This window comes from Oceanobacillus sp. HCA-5259, from assembly GCF_037892815.1.
Taxonomy (GTDB): domain Bacteria; phylum Bacillota; class Bacilli; order Bacillales; family Amphibacillaceae; genus Oceanobacillus; species Oceanobacillus indicireducens.
In genome coordinates, this window is the sequence record NZ_JBBKBV010000005.1 from 44,032 (window position 1) to 68,629 (window position 24,598).

Genomic DNA, 24,598 nt, shown 5'->3' on the forward strand with positions numbered 1-24,598 from the left:
TGTACCATATCAAAGTAAATAAAAAACCTATTTCAGCTACAAAATGTAGCTGAAATAGGTTTTATCATTTTTTATGGAAGACCGTTGAATACTCGATAAGCCATGTTCTGTCCCGCTGTACTGCAAACGGCGGTCTTTAACCTCGTACATTGGGTGTAATCATCTATCTACAGACAAATGTCTGTCCCTCTTTCGGTTCAATTCCCTAATCAAGAGTGCCCCTACCAAAGTTTGGGTTGCTCACTCGTGGGGTTTACCTCGTTCCACCTGAATTGTTTCCAATCCAGCTCCGTCTCTGTGGCACTTTCAAGGAGTGTCTTCCTTATCGTTAGACTTAGGAATTTCTCCTGCCGTTAACCAAATTGGCTACCTTGACTTATCGTTTCGTCAAGCACGAACACTACAAGCATCTCAGCCTGTGTGAGCATGGACTTTCCTCTGCGCAAACGCAGCGATTACATGAGTACTCAACTACCTGCTTACTTTATTTTAGCATAAGATCATCAGAAAGACAATGCACGGCAGTACTTACCAACTATTCCTCAGAGTTGGAGACTTTCTTGCCAAAAACTGCTTTTTCAAGATTGGACAAGCGTTTTAACACATCATAATTCACTTGTGTATTCTGTTGCGGAGCACGTGTTCTCGTATGCTGTTGTTCCACAGAAGATTTCTTTAGTCGATCATTTTCTTGTTGCAATCGCTGGATTTCTTGTTGAAACGCGTCATAATCTTGAATGACAACATCTAAAAATTCATCTACTTCCTTTTGGCTGTAACCACGGAACTCTGCTTTAAAATCTTTTTCATAAATATCTTTCGCATTTAATTGGATTTGATCGAAACTCATCTCTATCACCTCTTATTTTACGATTTTCCAGTTTCAATTATATGATATTATTTGGTTATAGATTCATTACATTATATATCATAACATATCTGTTTATCAAAGGTTATTATTAAATGGGTGTGTAGTCAAGTTGGGTCAATGCTTATAGATATTAATGCTTTTCCACAAAATTGAACCAGGCAGAAGAGTAAAATAAGAAATATATTTGGATTCAGTGATAATCAGTGTAAAGTACAAGAAAATATTTGGCGGTGAAGAATAATTGAGTGAAGATGTATTGCAGGAAATAAAGTATGCGTAACTAAAAACACACCAAGTTAAATTTTATTATGGTGTGTTTTTTAATAGTAATAACAAAGTGATTTACTAGATTATTTTATTTTATTATTAAGCGTCCAAATCAGTCGGAGTAAACGAAAATGGCAACAACTTCTCCATCGTAAATGTTTTAATATCCTGATTTAGATTGGTGAGATGGATTTCCATATCTTGCGAGAAAAATTCGCTCATCACTTGTCTGCAAGAACCGCATGGTGGTACGGGACGGTTCGTATCTGCTGCAACAGCCATTTCTTCAAATTCTGCTTCCCCATCCGATATTGCTTTGAATATTGCTACTCGCTCCGCACATAAACTGACCGGGTAAGCTGCATTTTCAATATTGCAGCCTGTATAAACTTTCCCTGATTTCGTTCGTACTGCCGCTCCCACTGCAAATTTCGAATATGGCACATACGCGTTTTCCATACTATCAATCGCTTGTTGAACTAATGATTGTTGATACATAATTCTCCCCCATTATTTGTTAGTATTTTCTAATTCCTGAAGTAATTGGTCAAAGATATAGAGAATAGATTTATACAGTTCCATATACCGCTTCGGCCGGGCATCTATAAAGTAGCTATGCATAAGCAGTAGCTCCATATTCTCTCTTGTAGATACGACCTGGTGCGGGTGAACGTTCACTTTCCTTTGCTTCACTATTTCTAGTGTTGCTTCTTCCCATTGTTCAAGCAGTTCATATACCGGATCTGTCTCTCCCTTTACCATTTGAAAGAAGTCCCTGTCCCGGCGATTTTTAGGTGGAGCAGTATTTTCAAATCTTTCTTTAAGACGAATGAGATGCTCTCTTAACTTAGCTGTTTGTTCTCTAACCATTAACATGACTGACCACCTTGTGTGTAAATTATGAAAGTCTAATTCTCTTTCTATCTATATTGTAATAAACTTCCGATCGTAGTTTCAACTTTTTCCATCTCTTGTTGTTGCTTTTGAAATAACTTCCAGATTTCATGATCAGTTCTATTCTTTATTATAACATCTATTTGTTCGAGTTGCTCTGCTATTTCCATTAAGAGTTTTTCTGTGTCCTGCTTCTTAATTCCGTCAGCTACATATAGTTGTTGCAATGCAAATGACATTAGCATCTCCTCCCTTTCCCTTTAGTCATTCGCGCTAGGAAGTTTAGTCTCCTGCCCCGTCGACAAAACTAGAAGTAATCAGTCAAAACTAGTTGTTTTTCTCAAGCAAAGTGGTAAAATATTCACTTCAATTCCGTTTTTCTAACTCACAATTTCATGGTATGATTTCTGTGTATATTTACCGAAAAACGTCTCCTAAATATGTCTCTTTATCATTTTTGTTATATAATGAATATGTACGGTTACTTCCAGACGTTTAATGTAGTAAGGGAGGATTATCGGTTTAGTCAGTAGGAGGAGAAATAATGAACTATCCAAATGGGCGGAAAAGGCGTCCATTGCAAAGGGTAAATAGAGAGATAAAAAATCATAAATATAGTAATCGGGGAATGTCGCTGGAGGAAGACATAAACACGACAAATGAATATTATCTTGCACATAATCAGGCTGTTGTGCATAAAAAACCAACCCCTGTTCAAGTCGTACGGGTGCATTATCCACAGCGAAGTGCAGCTGTCATAACAGAAGCTTATTATAAACAGGCATCCACGACAGATTATAATGGATTGTATCGTGGCAAATATATTGATTTTGAAGCAAAAGAAACAAAGAATAAAACACGATTTCCATTAGCTAATATTCATGAACATCAAATTGCTCATATGGAGCAGATCATTAATCACGGGGGAATAAGTTTTATAATTATCCGCTTTTCAAGCTATAATGAAACATATTTACTTGAAACAGAGAAACTTCTGCCCTTTTGGTACGATCTATTTAAAAAAGGGAAAAAATCAATTTCTTATGAAACAATCCGAGATGAAGCTCATCTCATCCCTTTAAAATTTCAAGCAAGAGTGGACTATTTGTCTGTGATTGACAAGCTTTATTTCACAAAATAATAGTTCAAATGATGGAGGTTTTTACTTATGACAGATAAGATGTCGCGATCGGCAAGAAGAAATAAGAAAACAACGAAAAAGAAAACATCGGGAAAACGACCCATATGGAAGACAATTCTCTTTACGATTCTCTTTATTGGATTGGCAGCGGGAATTGTCGGTGGAGCAGTTGGGATATATTGGATAGCGACTGCACCGGATCTCGATCCTGACAAATTGAATGTTCCCCTATCTTCTACATTAAATGATAAATACGGGGAACCCTTTACCACGTTGGAATTAGAGAATCGGGAACAGGTCAAATATGAAGATTTACCTCAAGTACTAATTGACGCTGTAGTTGCTACAGAAGATGCTCGTTTCTTTGAACATAAGGGAATTGATTTACGAAGACTGGGCGGCGCTATTGTCGCTAACATTACGGATGGGTTCGGCTCGCAAGGTGCAAGTACAATTACCCATCAGGTAGTAGAGAACTTTTTCTTATCCAATGAAAAGCAAATTAAATTAAAGGTGCAGGAACAGTGGCTCGCACTGCAACTTGAAAGAAAATATTCTAAAGAAGAAATTTTAGAAATGTATTTAAATAAAATTTTCTACGGAAATAATTCGTATGGCGTTGTAGCAGCAGCGAAATCCTATTTCGGTGTGGAGGATTTAAATGATCTAACCTTGGCACAAGCGGCGATTTTAGCTGGATTACCACAACGGCCTACTGCATATAACCCATTCCGTGATCCAGAGCTTACAGCTTACCGGATGAATACGGTGCTTGATCTAATGGTACGCCATGGCAAGGTTACAGAAGAAGAAGCAAACGAGGCACGTGAAGTTGATATTGTCGCAATGCTCGCAGAACCTGAGGAAAGCTCTACGAAATACGGTGCGTTTATCGATAAAGTGGCCGATGAAATCAGTGAGAAATTAGAAGGCATCAATATTTATACAGATGGTTTAAAAATCAATACAACGCTTGATACAAATGCTCAGGAACGGGTTGAACTTCTATTAACAGATACGGAAGCTAACCCGCTGAATTATGGTAGTGATAATGTACAAGGTGCGATTGTTGTTACCGATACGAAAACAGGTGCTATACAAGCAATTGGCGGACGTCGTAATAGTACGGGCAGTCAAGAATTGAACTATGCGATAGATAAAAGGCCTAATTTGCAACCGGGTTCCACGATTAAACCAATCATGTCTTACGGACCGGCAATAGAGTATGACAAGATTTCTACGTATCACCAAATCAATGACGATGCGCCATACCAAGGACCAGGAATGGAAAAACCGATTAACAATATCACCCGTACTTACTCTGGTTGGGTTAGCGCTCGGACAGCATTAAGTCAATCCCTGAATGTTCCTGCGGTGAAACTTTTTGAAGAAGTAGGTGCAGACCGGGCGAAGAGTTTTGGTGAACAGCTTGGACTGGATATGCCAGATGACCTTTATGCTTCCGATGCTATCGGCGGTGGTAGTTTAACTGTTACGCCGCTGGAAATGGCAAGTGCCTTCAGTGTGTTTGGTAACGGAGGAGTTTATACAGAACCATATGCTGTAGAATCAGTTGAATTCCCAGACGGAAGCACGGTTGAGCTTCGGCCGGATTCAGAACCAGCTATTGAAGACTACACGGCTTACATGATCACGGATATGCTGAAAACTGTCTTTACGGACGGAACATGGGCGTCTGGTAGCATGGGCGGTTTACCGGTAGCTGGTAAGACAGGAACAACGAACGTCGATGACGGTTCAGCGGGAGACCGCTGGTTTGTAGGATATACGACCAACTACACTGTATCTACTTGGGTTGGTGAGAATATTGTAGATGGAAAACGAGTAGGACTTCCAGATTCGGTGGATTGGACGATCGCCCAGCAAATGTTCCGGGAAACGATGCTCCATGTGTCGGAAGGTATTGATACAGCCGATTTCCAACAACCAGATTCTGTTGTGAAATTAGCGATCGAACGTGGAACAAATCCACCAGAGCTCGCAAGTGATCACACACCTGCCGCTCAAAAGGTTACCGAGCTATTCGTTCGGGGGTCTGAACCGACAACAACATCGGAAAAATTTGATCAGCTTGATGCAGTTAGCGGACTGAATGCAACCTATAATGAAGATGATCATTCAATCCACGTGGAATGGGATTATGACACGGATAGTGATGTCTCCTTTGCAGTGAGTGCGAGTGTTGATGGTGGCTCCATGCAGGAATTAGCGACAACAGAGGATATGTCCTTAGATATATCCGAAGTAGAAGCTGGGGCAAAGTACACGATTCAAGTCGTAGCGATTAGCAACGAAAATAATTCCATAACAAGTGAGCCTGCATCCACATCGATTACGGTACCAGGTGGAGATGAGGAGGAAGAGGAAGAAGAAAATATACCTCCAGTCTCTGGTCTAAGCGCAACGTACGTGGAAGACCAAGGAATAATCGATGTTTCATGGAATTATGATGGTCCTCCCGCTGCTTTTGAAGTTACTGTCAACGGTGGACAAACGCAAACCGTACAGTCTCAAGGTATTGAGATAAGTGGTACATTCTCCCCTGGAGAAACCTATTCAATCAGTGTAACTCCAATTGGGCAAGAAGGTGACGTACGCGGCGATAGTCAATCAACATCTGTCAGCATACCACAAGCAGAAGAGCCAGAAGAACCAGAGGAAGAACCAGTAGAAGAGGCACCAGAACCAGAAGAAGATGAGGATGATGGTGAAGAAGCACCACCTGAAGAGGATGAAACTCCCGATGAGGAAGAACCATCCGACGAATAACAAGAAAGCAAAGAAGGAAAAAAGGAAAGCTTATCTGTCGCTATACAGATAAGCTTTCCTTTATTTTTTGCTCTCTATTTCAAGCTTTCGCATCCGTTTTTTCCCTTCTCGACAAAGATCAAGAAGTGGGCATTCCGGACAATTTGGATTTCTCGCTTTACAGTGGTACCTTCCAAAAAAGATTAATCGGTGATGCGTCTCTGACCATTCTTCCCGCGGTATTTTCCGCATCAAGGTCTCTTCTACTTCCAGTACAGAATCCTTCCAGCGGCATATCCCTAATCGCTTGGACACCCGTTCCACATGAGTATCAACCGCGATCGCCGGCTCATTAAAAGCGATGGAAGCAACGACATTCGCTGTCTTTCTGCCGACCCCTGCCAGCTTCATGAGCTCTTCCTTTGTTTCAGGAACCTTCCCTCCATGTTTATCGATCAAAACGTGGCAAAGTTTTTGGATGTTCTTTGCTTTTGTACGGTAAAGCCCGATTGAACGAATATCCTGCTGAAGTTCTTCCAGTGGTACCGCGATATAATCTTCAGGTGTTTTATATTTCTTAAATAAGTCTGCCGTAACTTTATTCACTAGTTTATCCGTGCATTGTGCGGATAACACAACAGCAATCAATAATTCAAATGGATTTGAATGGACGAGCTCGCCCTCCGCATCAGGGAACATTTCTGCAATCGTATCTAATACATGTCTAATCTCTTTTAAATTCAGCATCTAACTAGTCTTCCCCTTCCAGCCAGTTATAGTAGATTGATGTGTCTCTTTTTGCCGTTTGCGCAGGTTGCTGCTGATTTACTTGCTGATGACTGTGAAACTTCCTGCTTGTATTTCTTGCTTGCTCGACGGAATGGATTCCCTTCTTCTTCCATTCTCGCAAGATACGGTCAATATATTTAAAGTTTAATTTACCCATAAGTACTGATTCTCTAAGCCCTGCCTTAATTAGCGCCGGGCTGATCTTGTCTTCATCCAACCACGTATTAATCATTTCGATTTCAAATGGAGAAATCGGCCGACCGAACTCCTGTTCAAACAAAATAAAAATCGTCCCTGTCGTGTTTTCTTCTTGTTCTTTTTCTTCACTATAAAGTTTTTCGAGTAACGGCTGGACAGAGTAGGCTTCTGAAATTTGACCTTGCTCATTTTCCCTTGGCTCAATCGTTAATAAATCCTTTTGAATAAGCTTCATTAAAATGTCGGAGCAATGTTTCTCACTAATTGTCAATGGTTCAGCCAGTTCAGCGGGGGTTGGGAAATTGTTCTTCTCTTTGAAAAAATAAATAAGTTGTAGAACAAGCACAAGCTCGGTTTCATTTAAACCAAGCTTCGTGTAGTTTGTCAGCAATCTGCCGGGGATATGTAATTGATCGTGTAATATTTCTTCCAGTGGATTTGTTTCAAACATGTTAGGTACCTCCTTATTAGAAAACTTAGTTGTCACCAAGCATTTCGGTGACAACCTCAGTTTCACTTAAGCAGTAAGAAAAGATTTATACTTATCCTTCTGCCAAGTAAACATGCGAATTCCGATTCTTGATTACTCAACTTCGCAGACTTAAACAACCAAGTATTCTTTTTGCTTCTTTTTTTAAAGCTTAACATATCTTCTTATTGCTTTCATACAGCGTAAGTGTCTTGCTCTTTCAGTTTTTTTTGCGTTCTGATTACCGTTCAGTTTCCCGGCGGACGGATGCTTTCCACGGGCACGGCCTCAGCCTCCTCGGAAGAAAACCGCTTCCTGCGGGGTCTTCGGACACGTGCTTTTCCCGTAGGAGTCACCGTCCGCCGGGCAACTGAACTAGTAGAGAACGTTATTATTAATGGAAACTATCGCATTGTAATGAGCTATTTATTTCTAAATGAAAAATAGTGTTCCAAATTAGGTTTACCCTCGGAGCAGTCCAGACACCTCGAGACTCCTGCAGGAGGAAAGGCATAGGTGAGACCCCACAGGGCGACAGCCCGAGGAGGCTCACCAGCCGCCTGCGGAAAGCGAGAGGTGTCTGGACTGCGAACCTCCAGGTAAGAGTTGCACTTACGCTGTATGAAATCAGTAGTTTAGGTTAAGTTAATCAATTATAAATCCCTTGCTTTAAGCTGCAAGGGATTTATAATCACATTTATTTATGGATGCAATCTATTCAACAGACGCGGGAATGGAATCGTTTCGCGAATATGTTCGACACCCGTAAGCCATGCTACAGTACGTTCAAGGCCGAGACCGAATCCAGAGTGTGGAATGCTTCCATATTTCCGCAGTTCCAAATACCACTCATAGGCTGGACCGGTTAATCCGTGTTCCTCATAGCGCTGTTTCATCAAGTCGTAATCATGAATGCGTTCTGAGCCGCCAATCACTTCTCCGTATCCTTCTGGCGCGATTAAATCAGCACATAGAACTACATCATCCCGATCCGGATGCGGCTGCATATAAAATGCTTTAATGTCTTTCGGATAGTTCACGATAAAAACAGGGTTATCGAAGCTATCGGCAATTGCTGTTTCATGTGGGGCACCGAAGTCGTCTCCCCATTCAATATCATCGAATCCTTTTTCTTTCAACAATTCAATAGCTTCATCATATGTGATTCTTGGGAATGGCGCTTGTATCTTCTCAAGTTTGGATATATCCCTCTCTAACACGTCTAACTCTAGTTTACAGTTCTTCAATACAGATTGAATCAGGAACATGACATAATTTTCTTGTATAACGAGGCTCTCTTCATGTTCGATAAATGCCATTTCTGGTTCAATCATCCAGAATTCAATCAAATGTCTTCGGGTTTTAGACTTTTCAGCACGGAATGTCGGTCCGAATGAGAATACCTTTCCTAGCGCCATCGCGGCTGCTTCCATATAAAGCTGTCCACTCTGGGATAAATAAGCTTCTTCATCAAAGTATTTCGTATGGAATAATTCAGTTGTCCCTTCAGCTGAAGATGCTGTCAGAATTGGTGGATCGACTTTAACAAATCCTTGATTATTGAAAAATTCATACGTTGCCCGAATGATTTCATTACGAACTTTCATGATTGCATGCTGCTTTTTCGAACGTAACCATAAATGGCGATGGTCCATTAGAAATTCGGTTCCATGCTCTTTCGGCGTAATTGGATAATCTTCTGCTTCATGGATCACTTTAAGATTTGTTACTTGCATTTCATAACCGAAAGCAGAACGTTTATCTTCCACAATTTTTCCTGTAATATAAATCGATGTTTCCTGTGTTAGATTTTTCGCTGTTTGGAAAACTTCTTCCTCTATATCATTTTTTGCGACAACTGCTTGCATAAAACCGGTTCCGTCACGTAATTGTAGGAAGGCAATCTTCCCGCTGGAACGTTTATTTGCAAGCCAAGCTCCTATTGTTACTTCTTTTTCACTATAATCAGGTGCTTGAGAAATCGTAATCTTCATCTTTATACCTCCATAAATCGATCTTTAATGAGTTTCGACAAAACGTTTAATCCGTTTTGCCGCTTCTTTTAAGTCATCCAATGATAAACAATAGGATAGTCTCACATTTTCTGGTGCGCCAAATCCAGTACCTGGCACCATGGCGACTTTTTCTTCTTCTAATATAGCTGTTACCCATTCATCAACCGTGTCAAAGCCATTTTTCCGCATGGTTTCTGTTACATCCGGGAATAAATAGAATGCTCCTTTCGGTTTTTCACATTTGATGCCTGGGATTTCACTGATTAAGTTGTAAAAGACATCCAAGCGTTCCGCAAATATATCTCTCATTTTCCCAACTTCACTTTCGTCCATGGAAAGTGCTGCAACAGATGCGTACTGAGCAATAGAAACAGGGTTGGACGTCGAATGAGAGGAAACATTATTCATTGCTTGAATAAGCTCTTTCTCTCCAGCTGCATAACCAATTCTCCAGCCTGTCATTGCATATGTTTTTGAAACGCCATTAATAACTACCGTTTGTTTCTTTAGCTCTGGACTGATGGAAGCGATGGATACATGTTCTTCATCAGAATAAATAAGCTTTTCATAAATTTCATCTGAAACGATAAGGATATTATGCTTGAGGCAAATTTCGCCAATCGCTTCAAGTTCTTCTTTTGAATACATCATTCCCGTTGGGTTGCTCGGTGAATTGATAATAATTGCTTTTGTGTTGCTTGTAATAGCTTTTTCCAATTCTTCTAGTTGAACCTTGAAATCATGTTCTGCCTTCGTAGGAATGAATACAGGTACTCCCTCTGCAAGTTTCACTTGTTCTGGATAACTTACCCAAAAAGGGGCAGGGATGAGTACTTCATCACCTTTATTTAAAAGCACTTGGAACAGTGCATAAAGTGCATGCTTTGCTCCCATTGTGACAATGATTTCATCTTTTGCGAAGTTGAGCTGATGATCCCTCTCCATTTTCTTTTGGATTGCTTCAATTAGCTCGGAGATCCCACTAGTCGGTGTATATTTTGTAAAGCCTGCTTGCATTGCTTGAATAGCCGCTTCAATAATCGGTTCTGGTGTATTAAAATCTGGCTCTCCGGCTCCTAACCCAATGATATCATGACCTTGGCTTTTCAATTCGTTCGCTTTAGCAGTAATGGCCAGTGTCGATGAGGGAGTTATTGTTTTTACTCTGTTCGCTAATTCCATCTGTTCTTTCCTCCTAATTGAACTGTCTTAAATAACGGATATCTTCATACTGGGATCCATCATAGATTGAGCGATAATCGAATACATATCGGTCAAACTCATCATAATAGACGAGTTCCCATAGTATTTCATCATCCAGCAAAGCCGGCGTTATTTTCACTAATTGACAAGCACTGCAGTCAGACTGCCACATATCGATCATGGAAGATGGTGACAGAACCTCGGTTGAATCGACTGTCGTCAATGTTTTCTCATTTCCTTCCAGTGGGTAAAAAATAATTTTACCCTTGCCTTCTTCATTTTTTCCGTAAACGACATGATAAGCAGCTTCCCCATTAAAGTTTTCGATTTTTGATATCTCCGTAATTCCTGTTTGATTTAACAATTCCCGTTTTGTATCTTCATGGCCTTTGGTGCGTTCGGAGTTTAAATCCATGTATAAAAAGATACCATAAATAAGCATAGAAATAAACAGAAGGAGAAAGATAATCATGCTAAAAATCAACCATTTTCGTCTTGTTTCAGCCATTTTTTCACACCTCTTCAGACAGGTTCACTAATTCTTCCCTGTGTTTATAAAAAATTGTTAGCCATAGAACAAATCCAGTGGCTTATACTAAGAGTAGTAACGGCTCTCGTGCCATTATTATTCCTCCCATAAAACTGGACGGGATCACGTTGCAAAATTTTTCTCCCCCATACCATTCGTTTGCTACTGTATTTATTACAGTAGCTTTTTTCTTAAAACCATGCCCTCGCTTGTTTAATTAAGGATTGGGTGGAGTCATTTAGTATTGGTACCTCTGGTATGGAGTCTGTGAAATATCTTCCATATCGTGCTGTCACAATTCTTGAGTCACAAATGAAAACAATCCCTCTATCGCTAGACGAACGGATAAGACGTCCAAATCCTTGTTTGAATTTAATAACAGCGTTTGGTAAAGATAATTCCATAAATGGATTTTTTCCCGCTTCCTTCAATTCCTGCGATTTTGCTTCATAAACCGGGTGTGCCGGTGGCTGGAAAGGAAGTCGGACAATCATCAGACAGGATAAATCCCCACCAGGAATATCAACACCCTCCCAGAAGGAGCTTGTACCGAGTAAGATCGAACGCTCAAAGCTTTGGAAATTCTTCTTCAATCTTGTTCTGCTTCCGCTCGTAACCCCTTGGCCAATAAGCATATATTTGTCATCTGTCATTATTTCTTTCAAGAGTTTATAGGACTTCCTTAACATATCATAAGAAGTAAACAGTACAAGCATTCTCCCTTCCGTCACTTCTGCCAGAGAAAGAATTGCTTCACTCGTCGCATAGATATAATCATCCATATTTCCATATTTAATATCCGGGAAATCATTTGGAATCAGCAATTGTACCTGGTCTTTAAATGAGAATGGTGAACGGATTTGTTTTGTAATCAGCCGCTCTTCCCGAAGACCTAGTCTTTTTTCAATAAAATTGAATGAATTCTTCATCGTCAGCGTAGCACTAGTTAAAATGACGCTGTCTTTCTTCGCGAATAATTCCTCGCCAAGCAACGTTGAGACGGTAGTCGGTTCACTATATAAATAAACGGCCTGTTGATACCCCTTCGTGTCCATTTCGAGCCATTGTACATGATTAATATGCTGATCCACTAAAAAGAGCAATTCCAAATGATCAATATGCTCTTGCAAATTCTCAATGACTTGAATAAGTTCCTGCCTGTCGTTCTTCACATAATCTTCCGTATCGTCAAGGCTCTTATCCATGAGGGATAGAAAATGAATGAGATCACGGTAATAAAAAATAAGGCGATTCACCATTTCTGTTATGGTTTCCCAATTGGAAGAATTCACTTCCTCTTTACTGAATCGGAACTGGATTCTGCCAACATCACTTAATGATTTATCTTTTTTCCGTTGTTTCGTCACGTAAGCATGTAAATATTGGAAGAGATCATCAATTTCATTTTTCGTATTTGCAATTAATTCATCCCATTTATCGACCGAAAAGTTATCCTCTATATTATCGTATTTGCCAATTATATAATTGAAAAATTTCGTATCCTCCGAACGGCCAATTTGATTTAACATATAATGCATCGTTATATTGTCCAGCTTTAATCCGTAATGATAGGCTGCAGTATCTTCCAAATGATGGGCTTCATCGATAATCAATTTGTCGTAATCAGGAAGAAATTGATAATCGTTAAACATATCCGTACATAACAGGGCATGATTCGTTATAATTAAATCAGCTCGTTGGGCTCTTCGTCTTGCGCGAGTATAAAACGAATACCGGAACCAAGGAGATGTGACATCGAGCTTCCTTTCCGCATCCGCTGAAACCCTTTGGAAAAATGTATAGCCACTCGTTGGGATTTGAATTTCATCAATATCACCAGTCAAGGTTTCCGTAAGCCAGACGAGTAAGATTGCCTTCGTTAGCGTAATATCATAATTGTCGCGTTCCGGATGGGTTAGTTCATAGGCAAAGCGTTCCAAGCTTAAATAATGGTTTCTACCTTTTAACAGTGCTGCTTCAAATGGAAAATCCACAGTTTTGTGTACTAAAGGAATCTCTTCGTCAAGGAGCTGGGTCTGTAATTGTGTAGTATGTGTGCTAATGATGATGCGTTTGTTTTGTTTCACGGCCTCATATACAGCTGGAAGCAAATAAGCAAGGGATTTACCTGTACCGGTTTCCGCTTCAATTAATGCATGTTCTCCACTACAGAAAGCATCATACACCGTTTCGGACATTTCTCGCTGACCACTTCTCTTCTCATACTTTTCAAATTGTTTTTCCAGTGTACCGTTATCCTCATAAATATGATCTAGATAGTCTCCAAAAGAAGTTGTTAATATCGTTTCTTCTTGGGTCATCTTCTCTGTCATTTTAAATGCGAGTCCATTATATGTAGTAAACTTCGCTTCATTGGCAAATTCAAAACTATTCTGCTCCATCGCTTCATCCAGTAAAACAGCAAGGTTTGATTTAAACATTGGTTCCAATTTCGCCAGATTAGCGAGCGTTTCATACGGAAGACTAAACAATTTCTCTTTTAATTTCAAGAACAACCTAGCCGTGACATAAGCATCAGATAACGCCCGGTGCGGGTCATCGTGATATATATCAAGATAATCCGTAATCTGCGATAATTTATAGCTTGGTGCTTTCGGATAAAGAATCCGAGATAATTCGACCGTGTCAATAACAGGATTCCTTAAGGGTTTCCTCCCACTGTTCACTAATTCAGTATTTAAAAAACCCATGTCAAAAGGAACGTTATGGGCAATTAGATAACTATCCTCAAATAACTCCATTATTTTGTCCGCTTTTTCGTTAAAGTACGGTGCGTCTTTAACATCATCATTTGTTATATTCGTCAGATTGGTTATAAATGGAGGAATTTGTTTGTTTGGATTTAAAAAGGTATCTCTTTTATCGATAATTTCATCATTTTTAATGATTACCATACCGATTTCGATGATTTTATCGTCATTATCAGGCGAATGCCCGGTTGTTTCTAAGTCAATCACAACAAATTTATTCAATTCCACACCTCCGTCCTCTCTATTATATACGTCAATTCGTCCAAAAGAAAACTCTTATCCCATTATTGATAAGAGTCTCTTCCCCGCCTATCTCTTTAACTTGTTATTCAAACCACTGGATTTCACCAGAATATATTTTTTCTTCTTTCCCATTATCATGTAAAACAAGGAGGGCACCGTCTTCTGCAATTCCGTGGAAAATCGCTTTTTTCTCTTCTTTTAGGTTTTTAATTTTAATTTTTTCACCTATTTTAAAACCATAGCTTTCCCATTTTTTCTTCACATCGGAAAAGCCATGGGCTAAATATGCATCAAATGCCGCTTCAAATTTTTGTAAAAACTGTTGAATCAGTTCTTGAATAGACCAATGTTTCCCTGTTTCCAAATAAAGGGAGGTCGCTTTAGATGCAAGCATTCCAGGTATATCATCACTTGTATGGTTGATATTTAGACCGATACCGACCACTATATATTGAATCTGGTCCTGTTCTGCTTGCATCTCTGTTAAAATTCCAGCCGTCTTCTTCTTATTAATCAAAAGGTCATTTGGCCATTTAATCATCGGCTCTACACCTGTATAGTCTTTTAACACGTCAGCCAACACAGTTGCTGTAAGCAATGTTAGCTGGGGAGCCTCTTGCGGAAGGATTTTAGGGCGAAGCAAGATGCTTAGCCACATCCCTTTATTCCCTGCAGAATGCCATTCTCGGTTCATTCTCCCCCTGCCCGCCGTTTGTTCATCAAGAATAGCAACTGTTCCATGCTTCGCTCCATCTGCGGCAGCTTGGTGGATTAATTGCTGGGTAGAAGCGGCGGAAGATTTATGGATGATCGTCTGACCAAGCCACTCTGTTTCCAGGCCCCATTTGATCGTATTATCACTGACTTTATCCGGATGTTTAAGGATACGATATCCTTTTCTTGGGACTCCTTCAATGACATAACCGTCTTTCTCCAATGCTTTCATATGTTTCCAGACACTATTACGGGATATTTGTAAAGCATCGGAAATATCCTGACCCGATATATAAGTCTCCTCATTCTCCGATAGGATATGAATTAATCTGTTTCTCGTTGAATCCACTCTAACCATTCCTTTATGTCACGATACTGATTATTTATTTTACCGGTAACTACAGCATCTTCCGTTTTTTCAAGCAAATGTTTCACCCATACTCCTGGTTTTTTGTCAGGAAAAAGAGCTAAAAGATCATTTCCATTGATGGCTAAGTCTTCCCTTGATTGAATTGGTAACCTTTGCTTCAATTGAATTAATTGTGCCAGAGATGGTTTAACATCTAATAACAAGTCGGCTAAGCGGATAAAGGGTTCAAACCGCTCGTCGTTAAGCTGATATATTCCAATCGCATCCAAGCCTCTTTGCTTGTAACGTTCGATATCGTCAATTAAATCACTTGCAAGCCGCTTCGTCCTGTTGGAACACTTCCATTCCTTTGCCCACTCATTGATAGCTATTTCAGGCTGATGATAGTGAAAGAAAGCAATAACTTCTGCAAAACTTAAGAGAGGCTTCATGTTTTGTGGAATTGCCTCGATTAAAGTCGGATGTTCTTTAAAAACCGGTAAAACAGTCTGAACAGCTGATTTCTTTAAATAATTTATCCCGACTGACACATATTTTCCTGCAAAAAAACGTGCCATTTCATTTGTAATTCTCTCCACTGAAATATCGAGTACTGCTGATTTACAAGCTACCATTGCTGCAAATGTTTCTTCTTCAATATGAAAGCCGAGCACACTGGAAAAACGGAGGGCGCGTATAATCCGCAGTGCGTCTTCCCCGAATCGTTTTTCCCCATTGCCGACAGTCCGAATCATTCGCTGCTTTAAATCTCTTCTACCGGAAAATAAATCCGTAATATGACCTGTTTTATCCATCGCAAGGGCATTGATTGTAAAATCACGCCGTTCTAGGTCTTTTTCAATGTTACGGATGAATTCAACGTGATCTGGACGCCTACCATCCGAATAACTGCCTTCTGTACGGAATGTAGTCACTTCATAGGATTCTTTCTCATGTCTCACGATGACAGTTCCGTGTTCAATCCCAACAGGTATGACACTTGGAAATATCGCTTGAACAATATCAGGGGTGGCAGATGTCGTAATATCGATGTCTTTGATCGGCCGACCGAGCAAATAATCCCGCACACAACCACCAACAAAATATGCTTCATAACCTTCTGCTTCAAGCTTTTCTAAAATCGGCTTTGCCCGTTGAAAATATTTCGTTAACATGCCTTCACCAAATTTCTTTTACTCCAGTAGCTTTTTATATAACTTAATATATTGCTCGACAATGATGTTAGACTGAAATTTCTGCTTTACAACTTCGAGGACCCGTTCCCGGAGCGCTTGCTGATATGCCGAATCTGTAAGGATTTCGAGCGCATAAGCTGCTGCTTGCTTTGTGTCGCCCTGCTCTACAAGATAACCGGTTTCTCCATGTGTGATCACTTCAGGAATACCACCAATATTCGTTCCGATGCCAGGAACCCCGCAAGCCATTGCTTCTAATAAAACAAGTCCGAAGCTTTCTTTTTCAGAAAGTAATAGCGTTAAATCACTGATTGCAAGCAGTTCATTAATATTATTCTGTTTCCCTAAGAACAACACATCAGAATCTAATTCCAATTCCCTAACTAGCTGCTTTGTTGCTGAATATTCCGGTCCGTCACCTACGAGCAGCAATTTGCTAGGTATCTCCTGGTGAATTCGATGAAACGTGTCTATAACGTCTGGTAGCCGCTTCACTTTCCGGAAATTAGAAATATGAATGATTACTTTTTCTTCATCTTTTATCTCGAACTGTTCCTTCAAATATGGTACTTGAAAAGGATGATATTCCGCTTCATTCACAAAATTATATATGACAGATATCGGATAATCCGTCTCAATCATTTCCATCGTCTGTTTGCGTAAACTGTTCGATACACTCGTTACCGCGTCAGACTGTTCAATACCATATTTTATCATTTTCTTAAATGCATCATCAATTCCAAGTACTGTAATATCTGTCCCGTGCAGAGTCGTGACAACCTTTACTTTATGTCCGGCCATATCCCGCGCAAGAATTGCACAAATCGCATGGGGTATCGCATAATGCACATGCAGGATGTCAAGCTGTTCCTGGTCGATTACTTCTGCCATTTTCGAAGCAAGTGATAAATCATAAGGCGGATATTGAAATACTGGATAATGATTTACTTCCACTTGATGATAAAAGATCTTCGGATGTACTTTATCTAATCGAAACGGAAGGCTTGATGTAATAAAATGGATTTCGTGGCCACGTTCTGCTAACAGTTTTCCTAACTCCGCCGCAATGACTCCAGATCCACCGACAGAAGGATAGCAAGTTATCCCAATTTTCATTGCTTATTCGTCTTCCTTTGCTCGAACGATTTCCCGCCATTTAAAATCTCCTCGTTCCAGGCCATGGATAAAGATTTCCGCTCCGGCAATATTTGTTGCAAGTGGGATTTGGTACACGTCACACAAGCGCATCAGGGCTGTTATGTCAGGTTCGTGCGGCTGAGCTGTTAATGGATCACGGAAGAATATTACCATATCCATTTCGTTATCGGCAATCAGTGCTCCTATTTGCTGGTCGCCACCAAGTGGTCCTGATTTAAATCTATGTACACTAAGTTTTGTAGCTTCTTTAATTAATTTACCAGTCGTTCCGGTAGCAAACAATTCATGCTCTTTTAATACATGCTCATAAGCGATGGTAAAGCGTATCATATCTTCTTTCTTCTTATCATGGGCTATTAAGGCAATTTTCATCATAGCCTGACCTCTTTTCTTTTATAAAATATTTTCTAATCCGTACACGAGCCTATCTAACTCCATTACTTTATAAATGGAAGTTTTTATCCCATCCATAAAGGAATCCCGGCTCATGGAATCATGTTTGATCGTAAGTAGCTGACCTGGGCCACCGAAGATTACTTCCTGGTGGGCAACAAGTCCAGGTAGTCTTACGCTATGAATATGCATGCCATCTAATTCGGCGCCACGCGCTCCCTCGAGTTCTTCCCTTTCATCAGGATGACCCTGAGCTTTCGTTGTCCTTGTTTTCTGAATCATCTCTGCCGTCTTAACCGCTGTTCCAGACGGTGCATCAACCTTTTGGTCATGGTGCATTTCGATAATTTCAACATCCGGGAAATATTGTGCGGCCATCTGAGAGAACTTCATCATCAGCACAGCACCGATTGCAAAATTTGGTGCAATAATACAACCAGAATTATATTCATTCGAAAGTTCTTTTAGTTCCTTTATATTCTCCTTCGTGAATCCAGACGTACCAATTACAGCTCGGACACGGTGTTCAATCGCGAGTTTTGTGTGTTTATAACCAGGTTCAGGACTCGTAAGATCAATGAATACATCTGCATCTATCTGCTGAAAGCATTCCGCCAAGTCTTCATAGACTGGAACTTGCGCATCCGATTCCTCGGTAATCTCGTTTAAAAATTTCCCATCATTTTTACGATCGATTACAGCGACAAGGTTAAAATCAGGAACACGCTCAATCATCTTGATCGCTTCTTTCCCCATCTTACCACGTGGTCCCGCTACTATAATATTAATTGCCACTTCTGTTCCACCTCTCCTGTTGTTATTTCTTCGTCCATCTATCTTTATCCCGTGTTTCAAATTTCGACATGGAACGCTCGAAACTTTCGGATAAATCAATGTCAAGTGAATTTGCAAAACTCGCGATTACAAACAAAACGTCCCCGAGTTCTTCTTCAACCGTTTTTTCTTTCTCTGTCGTCTTTTTCGGTTTCTCTCCGTAATAATGGTTCACTTCTCGGGCAAGTTCGCCGACTTCCTCTGTCAGCCTTGCAATCATTGCCAGCGGAGAAAAATATCCTTCTTTAAATTGGCCGATATAATCATCGACCCGCTTTTGGATTTCTTGCGTCGTAAATTCTTTCTGCATTCGTTAACAATCTCCTTTTTCTCCGTGGTTGCCTACCTTTCATGTTAGCTAACCTTACGTAATTTGACAAATTTTTTCTTTGAAAAATCATGAATTTATTTTCTCCGGGCAAAATGATACTAACTTGGCATGGATATGCAAGTATTTTAGGAGGTGTTCTAGTATGCTGCTTGGATTGCGGATGAAAAATATTTTCTTCATCTTAATCGGTGCCGCGATTTATTCTTTTGGGATCGTACATTTTAATATGCAAAATAATCTTGGTGAAGGCGGCTTCACTGGTATCACCTTGCTCCTTTATTTCATTTGGAAATTAAATCCGGCGATTACGAATATTTTATTAAATATCCCTGTATTCTTAATTGGTTGGAAACTATTAGGACGGAACACCTTCATCTATACAATAATCGGAACTTCCGCAGTATCCGTCTTTTTAGCTATCTTTCAATCCTATCAATTTGCAATCCCTTTGGAAAACGATATGACGTTGGTTGCCTTATTTGCAGGAGTATTCATCGGAGTTGGTTTAGGGATTATCTTTCGCTATGGGGGCACAACGGGAGGTGTAGATATTATTGCTCGGCTTGCTAATAAGTATCTGGGGTGGAACATGGGAAATACGATGTTCTTATTCGACCTAATTGTTATTTCTTCCTCTATTCTGCTAATATTAGACCTCATCCAGGGCATGTACACATTAGTTGCTGTCTATATTGGGGCCCGTGTAATTGATGTTATTCAAGAAGGGGCATATCTTGCCAAAGGGGCGACAATTATTTCGAATCAAAGTGCAGAAATTGTGAAAGAAATTCAGAAAATGGACCGTGGTGTGACTATCTTTTTAGGCCGTGGTAGCTATACGGGAGAGAAGCTGGATATCCTTTACTGTGTCGTACCTCGAAATGAAATTGTTCGTCTGAAGAATACGATTTTAAAGGTAGATCCGTATGCTTTTGTTTCGATAAGTACAGTTCAAGATGTTCAAGGTGAAGGATTTACTCTCGATGAAAACAAAAGGCCGGTGCAATGATAAAGGCTTAAGCAGCCTGACAAGCTAAGGACTCGCAGAAGCTTTCTCAAGAAATAAATCATAAAAAAAAGAGATTGGCATACCGTTTACCAATCTCTTCTCTACCCTAGTCTCGGTTGTTCAAAAATATTAATATAAATCGTGCAAGCTCGAGTAAGGCGACAAGAGCTGCTGCAACATAAGTTAAAGCAGCGGCATCCAATACCTTCTTCGTTTCCCGTTCTTCATCATTCCGGATAATCCCAGTCGAGACAAGCTGTGTCATCGCCCGGTTGGAAGCATCAAACTCTACAGGAAGTGTAACAAGCTGGAAAAGGACAGCCGCCCCCATGAAGATAATTCCAAAAAAGAACAGCTCCATCATATTGAGGAAAATACCTGCAAGAATTAAAAAGAAGGAAATGTTTGAACCGAAGTTAGCGACCGGAACGAGTGCGCTTCTAAAACGCAAGAATGCATATTCTTCCTGGTCTTGAATGGCATGTCCAACTTCATGCGCCGCAATTGCGGAAGAAGCCATCGAACGGCCTCCGTAGATTCCGTCTGAAAGTCGGACAACCTTGGAGCGAGGATCATAGTGATCAGACAGTGTACCCTTTGTCCGTTCAATATTTACATGATACAATCCATTATCATCTAGAATCTTTCTTGCTACCTCAGCGCCTGTCATTTGGGAAGATGTCGGTTTTTTCGAGTATTTATTGTAAGCTGACTTAACTTTACCTTGCGCCCATAACGGTATAATGAGGATAAGCGCTATATAAATTAAATAGCTACCCATTTATATCCCTCCAATCGTACTTATATAAGTCAATTTTAGTCAGGATCTCGATTCCAGTCAACTATTTTGTCGCCGTCCTTTGTTTTTCTTCCCCGCCTTATTTTTTCTCCTTTATATTTTCTCCAACTCACATAAGATAATGTAATCAGAATGAACCCACCAACAATCAATAATGCTGGTAAAAGCGGAATCAACTCCGCATTTGTAAAGAGCCATTGCGGAAAACTAATCCTTTCTATGTTCAGTAACGGATACGGAAACGCGGCAGTAACGATCGAATAAATTAAGGTAGTACCGGATGTCATTCCCATTTTAGTCACCTCACCTAATCCATTTATATGATGAGGGACTCCTGTTTATCACCTTAGGATAACTTATTCTGCTTCCGGACCGTAAGCCAGTAAGCAAGGAATAAGCAAGCAATACTAAGCCAAAAGGTGAAATAACCAATTCTCTCCATGTACTGGGTTAATGAAGAATAAATAGGCATCATTCCAAATACGTAATCAATTACATCATTATGTAATGTCCATATCCCGGCAACAACAAGGTGTCTCATTTTTATTTTATAAAAAGGGGTATAGAGCACAGCTTGTATTGCCATCCCTGCATGGGAAAACATCAACATATAGCCCGCCGGACTTAAAGAGCCATCAATGATTAATGTAAGTAAGTTCATTACAACAGCCCAGGTACCGTATTTCACGAGCGTTACAAGCCCTAATGCTTCAATATAGGGGACGTTTCTGCCGAATAGGAAAAACAAAAGAAAAATCGTGAAAAATAAACTCGCTGTTGGGCTATCCGGAACAAAAATTAGGAATATATCAGGTGTGATTTCTAGTTGCGGAAGGTACCAAATATACCCATAGATTGTGCCGAATAGGTTTACAATAAAAAGTATGAAAATAAATATTTTATTAGAAAGAATATACCTAATCATCCGGTGACCCGCTCCATTCCTTAAAATAAATATCATTCCCTCCATTTTCACCCGCATTTGCTTTTATTCAGCGTAAGCGCAACTTTCTCCTGGAGGTCCGCAGTCCAGACACCTCTCGCTTTCCGCAGGCGGCTGGTGAGCCTCCTCGCGGGCAAGCCCGCTGCGGGGTCTCACCAAGCCTATCGACGAACAGGATGTTCTAATGCCGGCATTGGTCACAGGACGTGACCGTACTTAGCCGGCCTCCCGCAGGAGTCTCGAGGTGTCTGGACTGCTCCCAGGAAAGACCAAATTTGGAGCACTATTTTTCATTTTGTAAGAGGACACTTTTCATGGTGGGTTAGTTTCAATTAATAATAACCCTCTCTACCAGTTCAGTTGCCCGGTGGACGGTGACTCCTGCGGGAATAGCACGAGTCCGAAGACCCCTTAGTGCTCAGCCCGAGGAGGCTTCGGCTGTGCCCGCGGAAAGCATCCGTCAACCGGGCAACTGAACGGCGATTAGAACACCATAATTAGTGAACGAACCAGACACTTACGCTGAATGAAAGCGAGTAGTTGCTTTTGGGTTGTGAAGGTTGAGTAATTTAACTATAAGCCTTCGTGTTCCTCATTAGCAAGTATTAAATGCAACAAAAAGCACCTTTACCATTTCGATGGTAAAAGTGCTCTTCATGCTGAATAAAATTATTCTTCTTCGATCGATTCGTTAACGGATAAAATAAAATCTACCAATTGCTCTAATTCTTCATCCGTACCAGTAAATTGATCTGGTGGCATTGCTCCAATTCCGTTCACCGAAATGTCAGCAATTTCTTCCGCAGTGTGGTCAAACTCAGGACCGTACAATGCTGGAGCTGCCGTACCTTCTAATTCGGCACCGTGACACGCTAAACAGCTTGTTTCATATACTTCGTATCCCGGATGATCTGTGTCAATCACGACATCAACATCATCTGACGGCGGAACAGGTTTGTTCGCTTCTGCACGACTTTCCCAGTCAACTGCAGCTGCAGAAGTATAAGTCAACCAAATAACTGACGCTAAACCAAGTAACATCATTCCGACAGCAATTGGACGTTGATGAGGTCTGCGTCCTGGACCGTTATCCAAGAATGGTGCTAGAAGTAATGCACCGAATGCTATACCTGGAATTCCAAGCATTCCTAGCAGGATATAATTTCCGCTAGCAAATTCATATTTCAATAGTTCATACAGAAACAGGAAATACCAGTCTGGCAAAGGAATATATGCAGCATCTGTTGGATCTGCCAACCCTTCAAGTGGTGAAGGATGTGCCAATGTTAAAATTAAAAATCCAATAAGGAATACTGCACCTGCCAACCATTCTTTTAATAAAAAGTTGGGCCAAAAAGCTTCTGTTCTGCCAGGGTACTCTGAATAGTCTTTCGGGATTCGCGAGACTGTCGGTCCTTGTTTGATCCGCGAGTCTCCAACGAATTTCATGCCTTTCCCTCTTTGCATGATGCTTTCCCCTCCTTTTTATAGTGGTCCGGATATACCTTGTCTTCTAATTAAGATAAAGTGTACAGCCAATAGTGCAAATAATGCAGCTGGCAAGAAGAATACATGAATAGCAAAGAATCTAGTTAGTGTTTGTGCACCTACAATCGAGGCGTCACCCGCTAATAGAATCTTTAATTGATCGCCGATAAACGGAACTTGCTGCGCTATTTCAAGACCTACTTGTGTAGCGAAAAACGCTTTGTTGTCCCATGGTAGCAAGTAACCTGTGAATCCTAGTCCAAGCATGACGAAGAAAAGCAGGACCCCAACCATCCAGTTGAGTTCACGAGGCTTCTTGTATGCACCTTGGAAAAACACACGTAAAGTATGTAATAAAAGCATCACAATTACCACACTGGCACCCCAGTGATGCATTCCTCGAACAATTTGAGCATGAGCAACTTCAGTTTGCAAGTAATAAACGGATCGCCACGCATTTTCAATATCCGGTACGTAATACATTGTTAAAAACATACCAGACAAAATTTGAATAACGACTACGAAGAATGTCAATCCTCCAAAACAGTAGACGAATGCTGAGAAGTGGTGGGCAGGGTTAACATGCTCAGGAACTTCGTGATCAGCGATGTCACGCCATATTGGTTGAAGGTCGATGCGTTCGTCGATCCAATCGTATATTTTCTGTAGCATCTTTAATTAAGCCTCCCTGTGTGGTTTTGGATCTCCTAAGAATAGCATTCCATCCTTAATTTCCATTTCATATTCATCTAACGGCGCTAAAGGTGGTGTGCCTGGTACGTTAACTCCATCCTTGTAGTAGCGTCCATCATGACATGGGCAAAAGAATTCGTCTGGATACTGATCGCTTCCTTCCCAAGAAACAACACATCCTAAGTGTTTACATATTGGGGAAAAGGCTATAATTTCATCACTGTCATTTCTATAAACCCACGCAGAGCGGTTTACTTGTGATTCGTACCAGCCGTCTACTTGGTCTATGCTCCAGTCAATACGTTGTGGTTCTGATGTAATATCATCAACAGACAGTCCGACGTTAGCCAGATCTCCAGCACCTGTTGATTTGAGTACAGGGTCAATTGCCATTCTTACCGGAGAAATGAGCAGACCAGCTGCCATAAATCCACCTACTCCCATTAGTGTGTAGTTCAAAAATTGTCTACGGGATACTTGTTGCTTTTTTTCTTCACTCATGATTTTCCCCCCTCTATTCTTCATTAGTTGC

Annotated in this window: 25 protein-coding genes and 1 other RNA gene; 3 read left to right on the forward strand and 23 right to left on the reverse strand. The window is 40.5% G+C overall.

The annotated features are described in order from the left end of the window. Positions 1 to 91 precede the first annotated feature (91 nt). The 5 genes from rnpB to WKU33_RS04620 form a co-directional block, all read right to left on the reverse strand. An RNA gene (gene rnpB / locus WKU33_RS04600) (RNase P RNA component class B) lies at positions 92 to 467 on the reverse strand. A 68-nt stretch (positions 468 to 535) separates the two neighbouring features. Then, entirely contained in the window at positions 536 to 850 is a 315-nt protein-coding gene (gene gpsB / locus WKU33_RS04605) for a cell division regulator GpsB (RefSeq protein WP_156855853.1), read from the reverse strand. A gap of 387 nt (positions 851 to 1,237) precedes the next feature. After that, positions 1,238 to 1,636, reverse strand: a complete 399-nt coding sequence (locus tag WKU33_RS04610; RefSeq protein WP_336251492.1) for a cytidine deaminase — start codon at positions 1,634 to 1,636, stop codon at positions 1,238 to 1,240. Between the two features lie 12 nt (positions 1,637 to 1,648). Continuing rightward, entirely contained in the window at positions 1,649 to 2,014 is a 366-nt protein-coding gene (locus WKU33_RS04615) for a YppE family protein (RefSeq protein ID WP_336251491.1), read from the reverse strand. Positions 2,015 to 2,058: 44 nt separating this feature from the next. After that, positions 2,059 to 2,271, reverse strand: a complete 213-nt coding sequence (locus WKU33_RS04620; protein ID WP_156855856.1) for a hypothetical protein — start codon at positions 2,269 to 2,271, stop codon at positions 2,059 to 2,061. 305 nt (positions 2,272 to 2,576) lie between these two features. Between WKU33_RS04620 and recU the strand changes: the two genes are divergently transcribed. Then, a complete protein-coding gene (gene recU / locus WKU33_RS04625; protein ID WP_336251490.1) occupies positions 2,577 to 3,173 on the forward strand; it encodes a Holliday junction resolvase RecU in 597 nt (198 codons plus the stop codon). A gap of 27 nt (positions 3,174 to 3,200) precedes the next feature. After that, positions 3,201 to 5,963, forward strand: coding sequence for a PBP1A family penicillin-binding protein (locus WKU33_RS04630; protein WP_340453453.1), 2,763 nt, complete (start codon positions 3,201 to 3,203; stop codon positions 5,961 to 5,963). Between the two features lie 60 nt (positions 5,964 to 6,023). Here the strand turns inward: WKU33_RS04630 and nth are convergent, their stop codons facing one another. The 12 genes from nth to WKU33_RS04690 all read right to left on the reverse strand — a co-directional run bounded on the left by nth (position 6,024) and on the right by WKU33_RS04690 (position 19,113). After that, positions 6,024 to 6,689, reverse strand: coding sequence for an endonuclease III (gene nth, locus WKU33_RS04635; protein WP_156855859.1), 666 nt, complete (start codon positions 6,687 to 6,689; stop codon positions 6,024 to 6,026). A 4-nt stretch (positions 6,690 to 6,693) separates the two neighbouring features. Then, the gene (locus tag WKU33_RS04640; RefSeq protein ID WP_156855860.1) at positions 6,694 to 7,380 is read right to left on the reverse strand and encodes a DnaD domain-containing protein; all 687 of its coding nucleotides are present in this window, start codon (positions 7,378 to 7,380) and stop codon (positions 6,694 to 6,696) included. 719 nt (positions 7,381 to 8,099) lie between these two features. After that, positions 8,100 to 9,392, reverse strand: a complete 1,293-nt coding sequence (asnS, locus tag WKU33_RS04645; protein WP_340453457.1) for an asparagine--tRNA ligase — start codon at positions 9,390 to 9,392, stop codon at positions 8,100 to 8,102. A 24-nt stretch (positions 9,393 to 9,416) separates the two neighbouring features. After that, the gene (locus WKU33_RS04650; protein WP_340453458.1) at positions 9,417 to 10,595 is read right to left on the reverse strand and encodes a pyridoxal phosphate-dependent aminotransferase; all 1,179 of its coding nucleotides are present in this window, start codon (positions 10,593 to 10,595) and stop codon (positions 9,417 to 9,419) included. Positions 10,596 to 10,608: 13 nt separating this feature from the next. After that, positions 10,609 to 11,124 (reverse strand): cell wall elongation regulator TseB-like domain-containing protein, encoded by a 516-nt coding sequence (locus tag WKU33_RS04655; RefSeq protein WP_156855863.1) that lies wholly within the window; start codon positions 11,122 to 11,124, stop codon positions 10,609 to 10,611. 212 nt (positions 11,125 to 11,336) lie between these two features. Continuing rightward, entirely contained in the window at positions 11,337 to 14,144 is a 2,808-nt protein-coding gene (gene dinG, locus WKU33_RS04660; protein WP_340453462.1) for an ATP-dependent DNA helicase DinG, read from the reverse strand. 97 nt (positions 14,145 to 14,241) lie between these two features. Next, a complete protein-coding gene (locus tag WKU33_RS04665; protein ID WP_308425590.1) occupies positions 14,242 to 15,231 on the reverse strand; it encodes a biotin--[acetyl-CoA-carboxylase] ligase in 990 nt (329 codons plus the stop codon). Next, the gene (locus WKU33_RS04670) at positions 15,198 to 16,397 is read right to left on the reverse strand and encodes a CCA tRNA nucleotidyltransferase (RefSeq protein ID WP_336251483.1); all 1,200 of its coding nucleotides are present in this window, start codon (positions 16,395 to 16,397) and stop codon (positions 15,198 to 15,200) included. The genes WKU33_RS04665 and WKU33_RS04670 overlap by 34 nt, the downstream gene beginning before the upstream one ends. A gap of 18 nt (positions 16,398 to 16,415) precedes the next feature. After that, on the reverse strand, positions 16,416 to 17,534 hold the full coding sequence (gene bshA / locus WKU33_RS04675) for an N-acetyl-alpha-D-glucosaminyl L-malate synthase BshA (RefSeq protein WP_340453464.1): 1,119 nt from the start codon (positions 17,532 to 17,534) through the stop codon (positions 16,416 to 16,418). Positions 17,535 to 17,537: 3 nt separating this feature from the next. After that, positions 17,538 to 17,948 carry a methylglyoxal synthase gene (gene mgsA, locus WKU33_RS04680; protein ID WP_188856815.1) on the reverse strand — a complete coding sequence of 137 codons (411 nt, stop codon included), beginning with the start codon at positions 17,946 to 17,948 and terminating at the stop codon, positions 17,538 to 17,540. Between the two features lie 21 nt (positions 17,949 to 17,969). Continuing rightward, complete coding sequence (gene dapB, locus WKU33_RS04685; RefSeq protein ID WP_188856750.1) at positions 17,970 to 18,764, reverse strand: 4-hydroxy-tetrahydrodipicolinate reductase; 795 nt, start codon at positions 18,762 to 18,764, stop codon at positions 17,970 to 17,972. 22 nt (positions 18,765 to 18,786) lie between these two features. Next, complete coding sequence (locus tag WKU33_RS04690; protein ID WP_188856751.1) at positions 18,787 to 19,113, reverse strand: nucleotide pyrophosphohydrolase; 327 nt, start codon at positions 19,111 to 19,113, stop codon at positions 18,787 to 18,789. A gap of 163 nt (positions 19,114 to 19,276) precedes the next feature. On the opposite strand from WKU33_RS04690, the gene WKU33_RS04695 reads away from it, so the two are divergent. Next, entirely contained in the window at positions 19,277 to 20,143 is an 867-nt protein-coding gene (locus WKU33_RS04695; RefSeq protein ID WP_188856752.1) for a YitT family protein, read from the forward strand. Positions 20,144 to 20,249: 106 nt separating this feature from the next. On the opposite strand, the gene WKU33_RS04700 is transcribed toward WKU33_RS04695, so the two are convergent. The 6 genes from WKU33_RS04700 to WKU33_RS04725 all read right to left on the reverse strand — a co-directional run bounded on the left by WKU33_RS04700 (position 20,250) and on the right by WKU33_RS04725 (position 24,567). After that, positions 20,250 to 20,924, reverse strand: a complete 675-nt coding sequence (locus WKU33_RS04700; RefSeq protein WP_188856753.1) for a zinc metallopeptidase — start codon at positions 20,922 to 20,924, stop codon at positions 20,250 to 20,252. A gap of 35 nt (positions 20,925 to 20,959) precedes the next feature. Next, complete coding sequence (locus tag WKU33_RS19065) at positions 20,960 to 21,235, reverse strand: sporulation protein YpjB (protein WP_188856754.1); 276 nt, start codon at positions 21,233 to 21,235, stop codon at positions 20,960 to 20,962. Positions 21,236 to 21,288: 53 nt separating this feature from the next. Continuing rightward, entirely contained in the window at positions 21,289 to 21,867 is a 579-nt protein-coding gene (locus WKU33_RS04710) for a DUF1405 domain-containing protein (RefSeq protein ID WP_188856816.1), read from the reverse strand. Positions 21,868 to 22,554: 687 nt separating this feature from the next. Next, on the reverse strand, positions 22,555 to 23,352 hold the full coding sequence (locus WKU33_RS04715) for a menaquinol-cytochrome c reductase cytochrome b/c subunit (protein WP_188856755.1): 798 nt from the start codon (positions 23,350 to 23,352) through the stop codon (positions 22,555 to 22,557). An 18-nt stretch (positions 23,353 to 23,370) separates the two neighbouring features. Further along, a complete protein-coding gene (gene qcrB / locus WKU33_RS04720) occupies positions 23,371 to 24,045 on the reverse strand; it encodes a menaquinol-cytochrome c reductase cytochrome b subunit (RefSeq protein WP_188856756.1) in 675 nt (224 codons plus the stop codon). A 6-nt stretch (positions 24,046 to 24,051) separates the two neighbouring features. Beyond that, positions 24,052 to 24,567 carry a QcrA and Rieske domain-containing protein gene (locus tag WKU33_RS04725; RefSeq protein ID WP_188856757.1) on the reverse strand — a complete coding sequence of 172 codons (516 nt, stop codon included), beginning with the start codon at positions 24,565 to 24,567 and terminating at the stop codon, positions 24,052 to 24,054. Between the last annotated feature and the right edge of the window lie 31 nt (positions 24,568 to 24,598).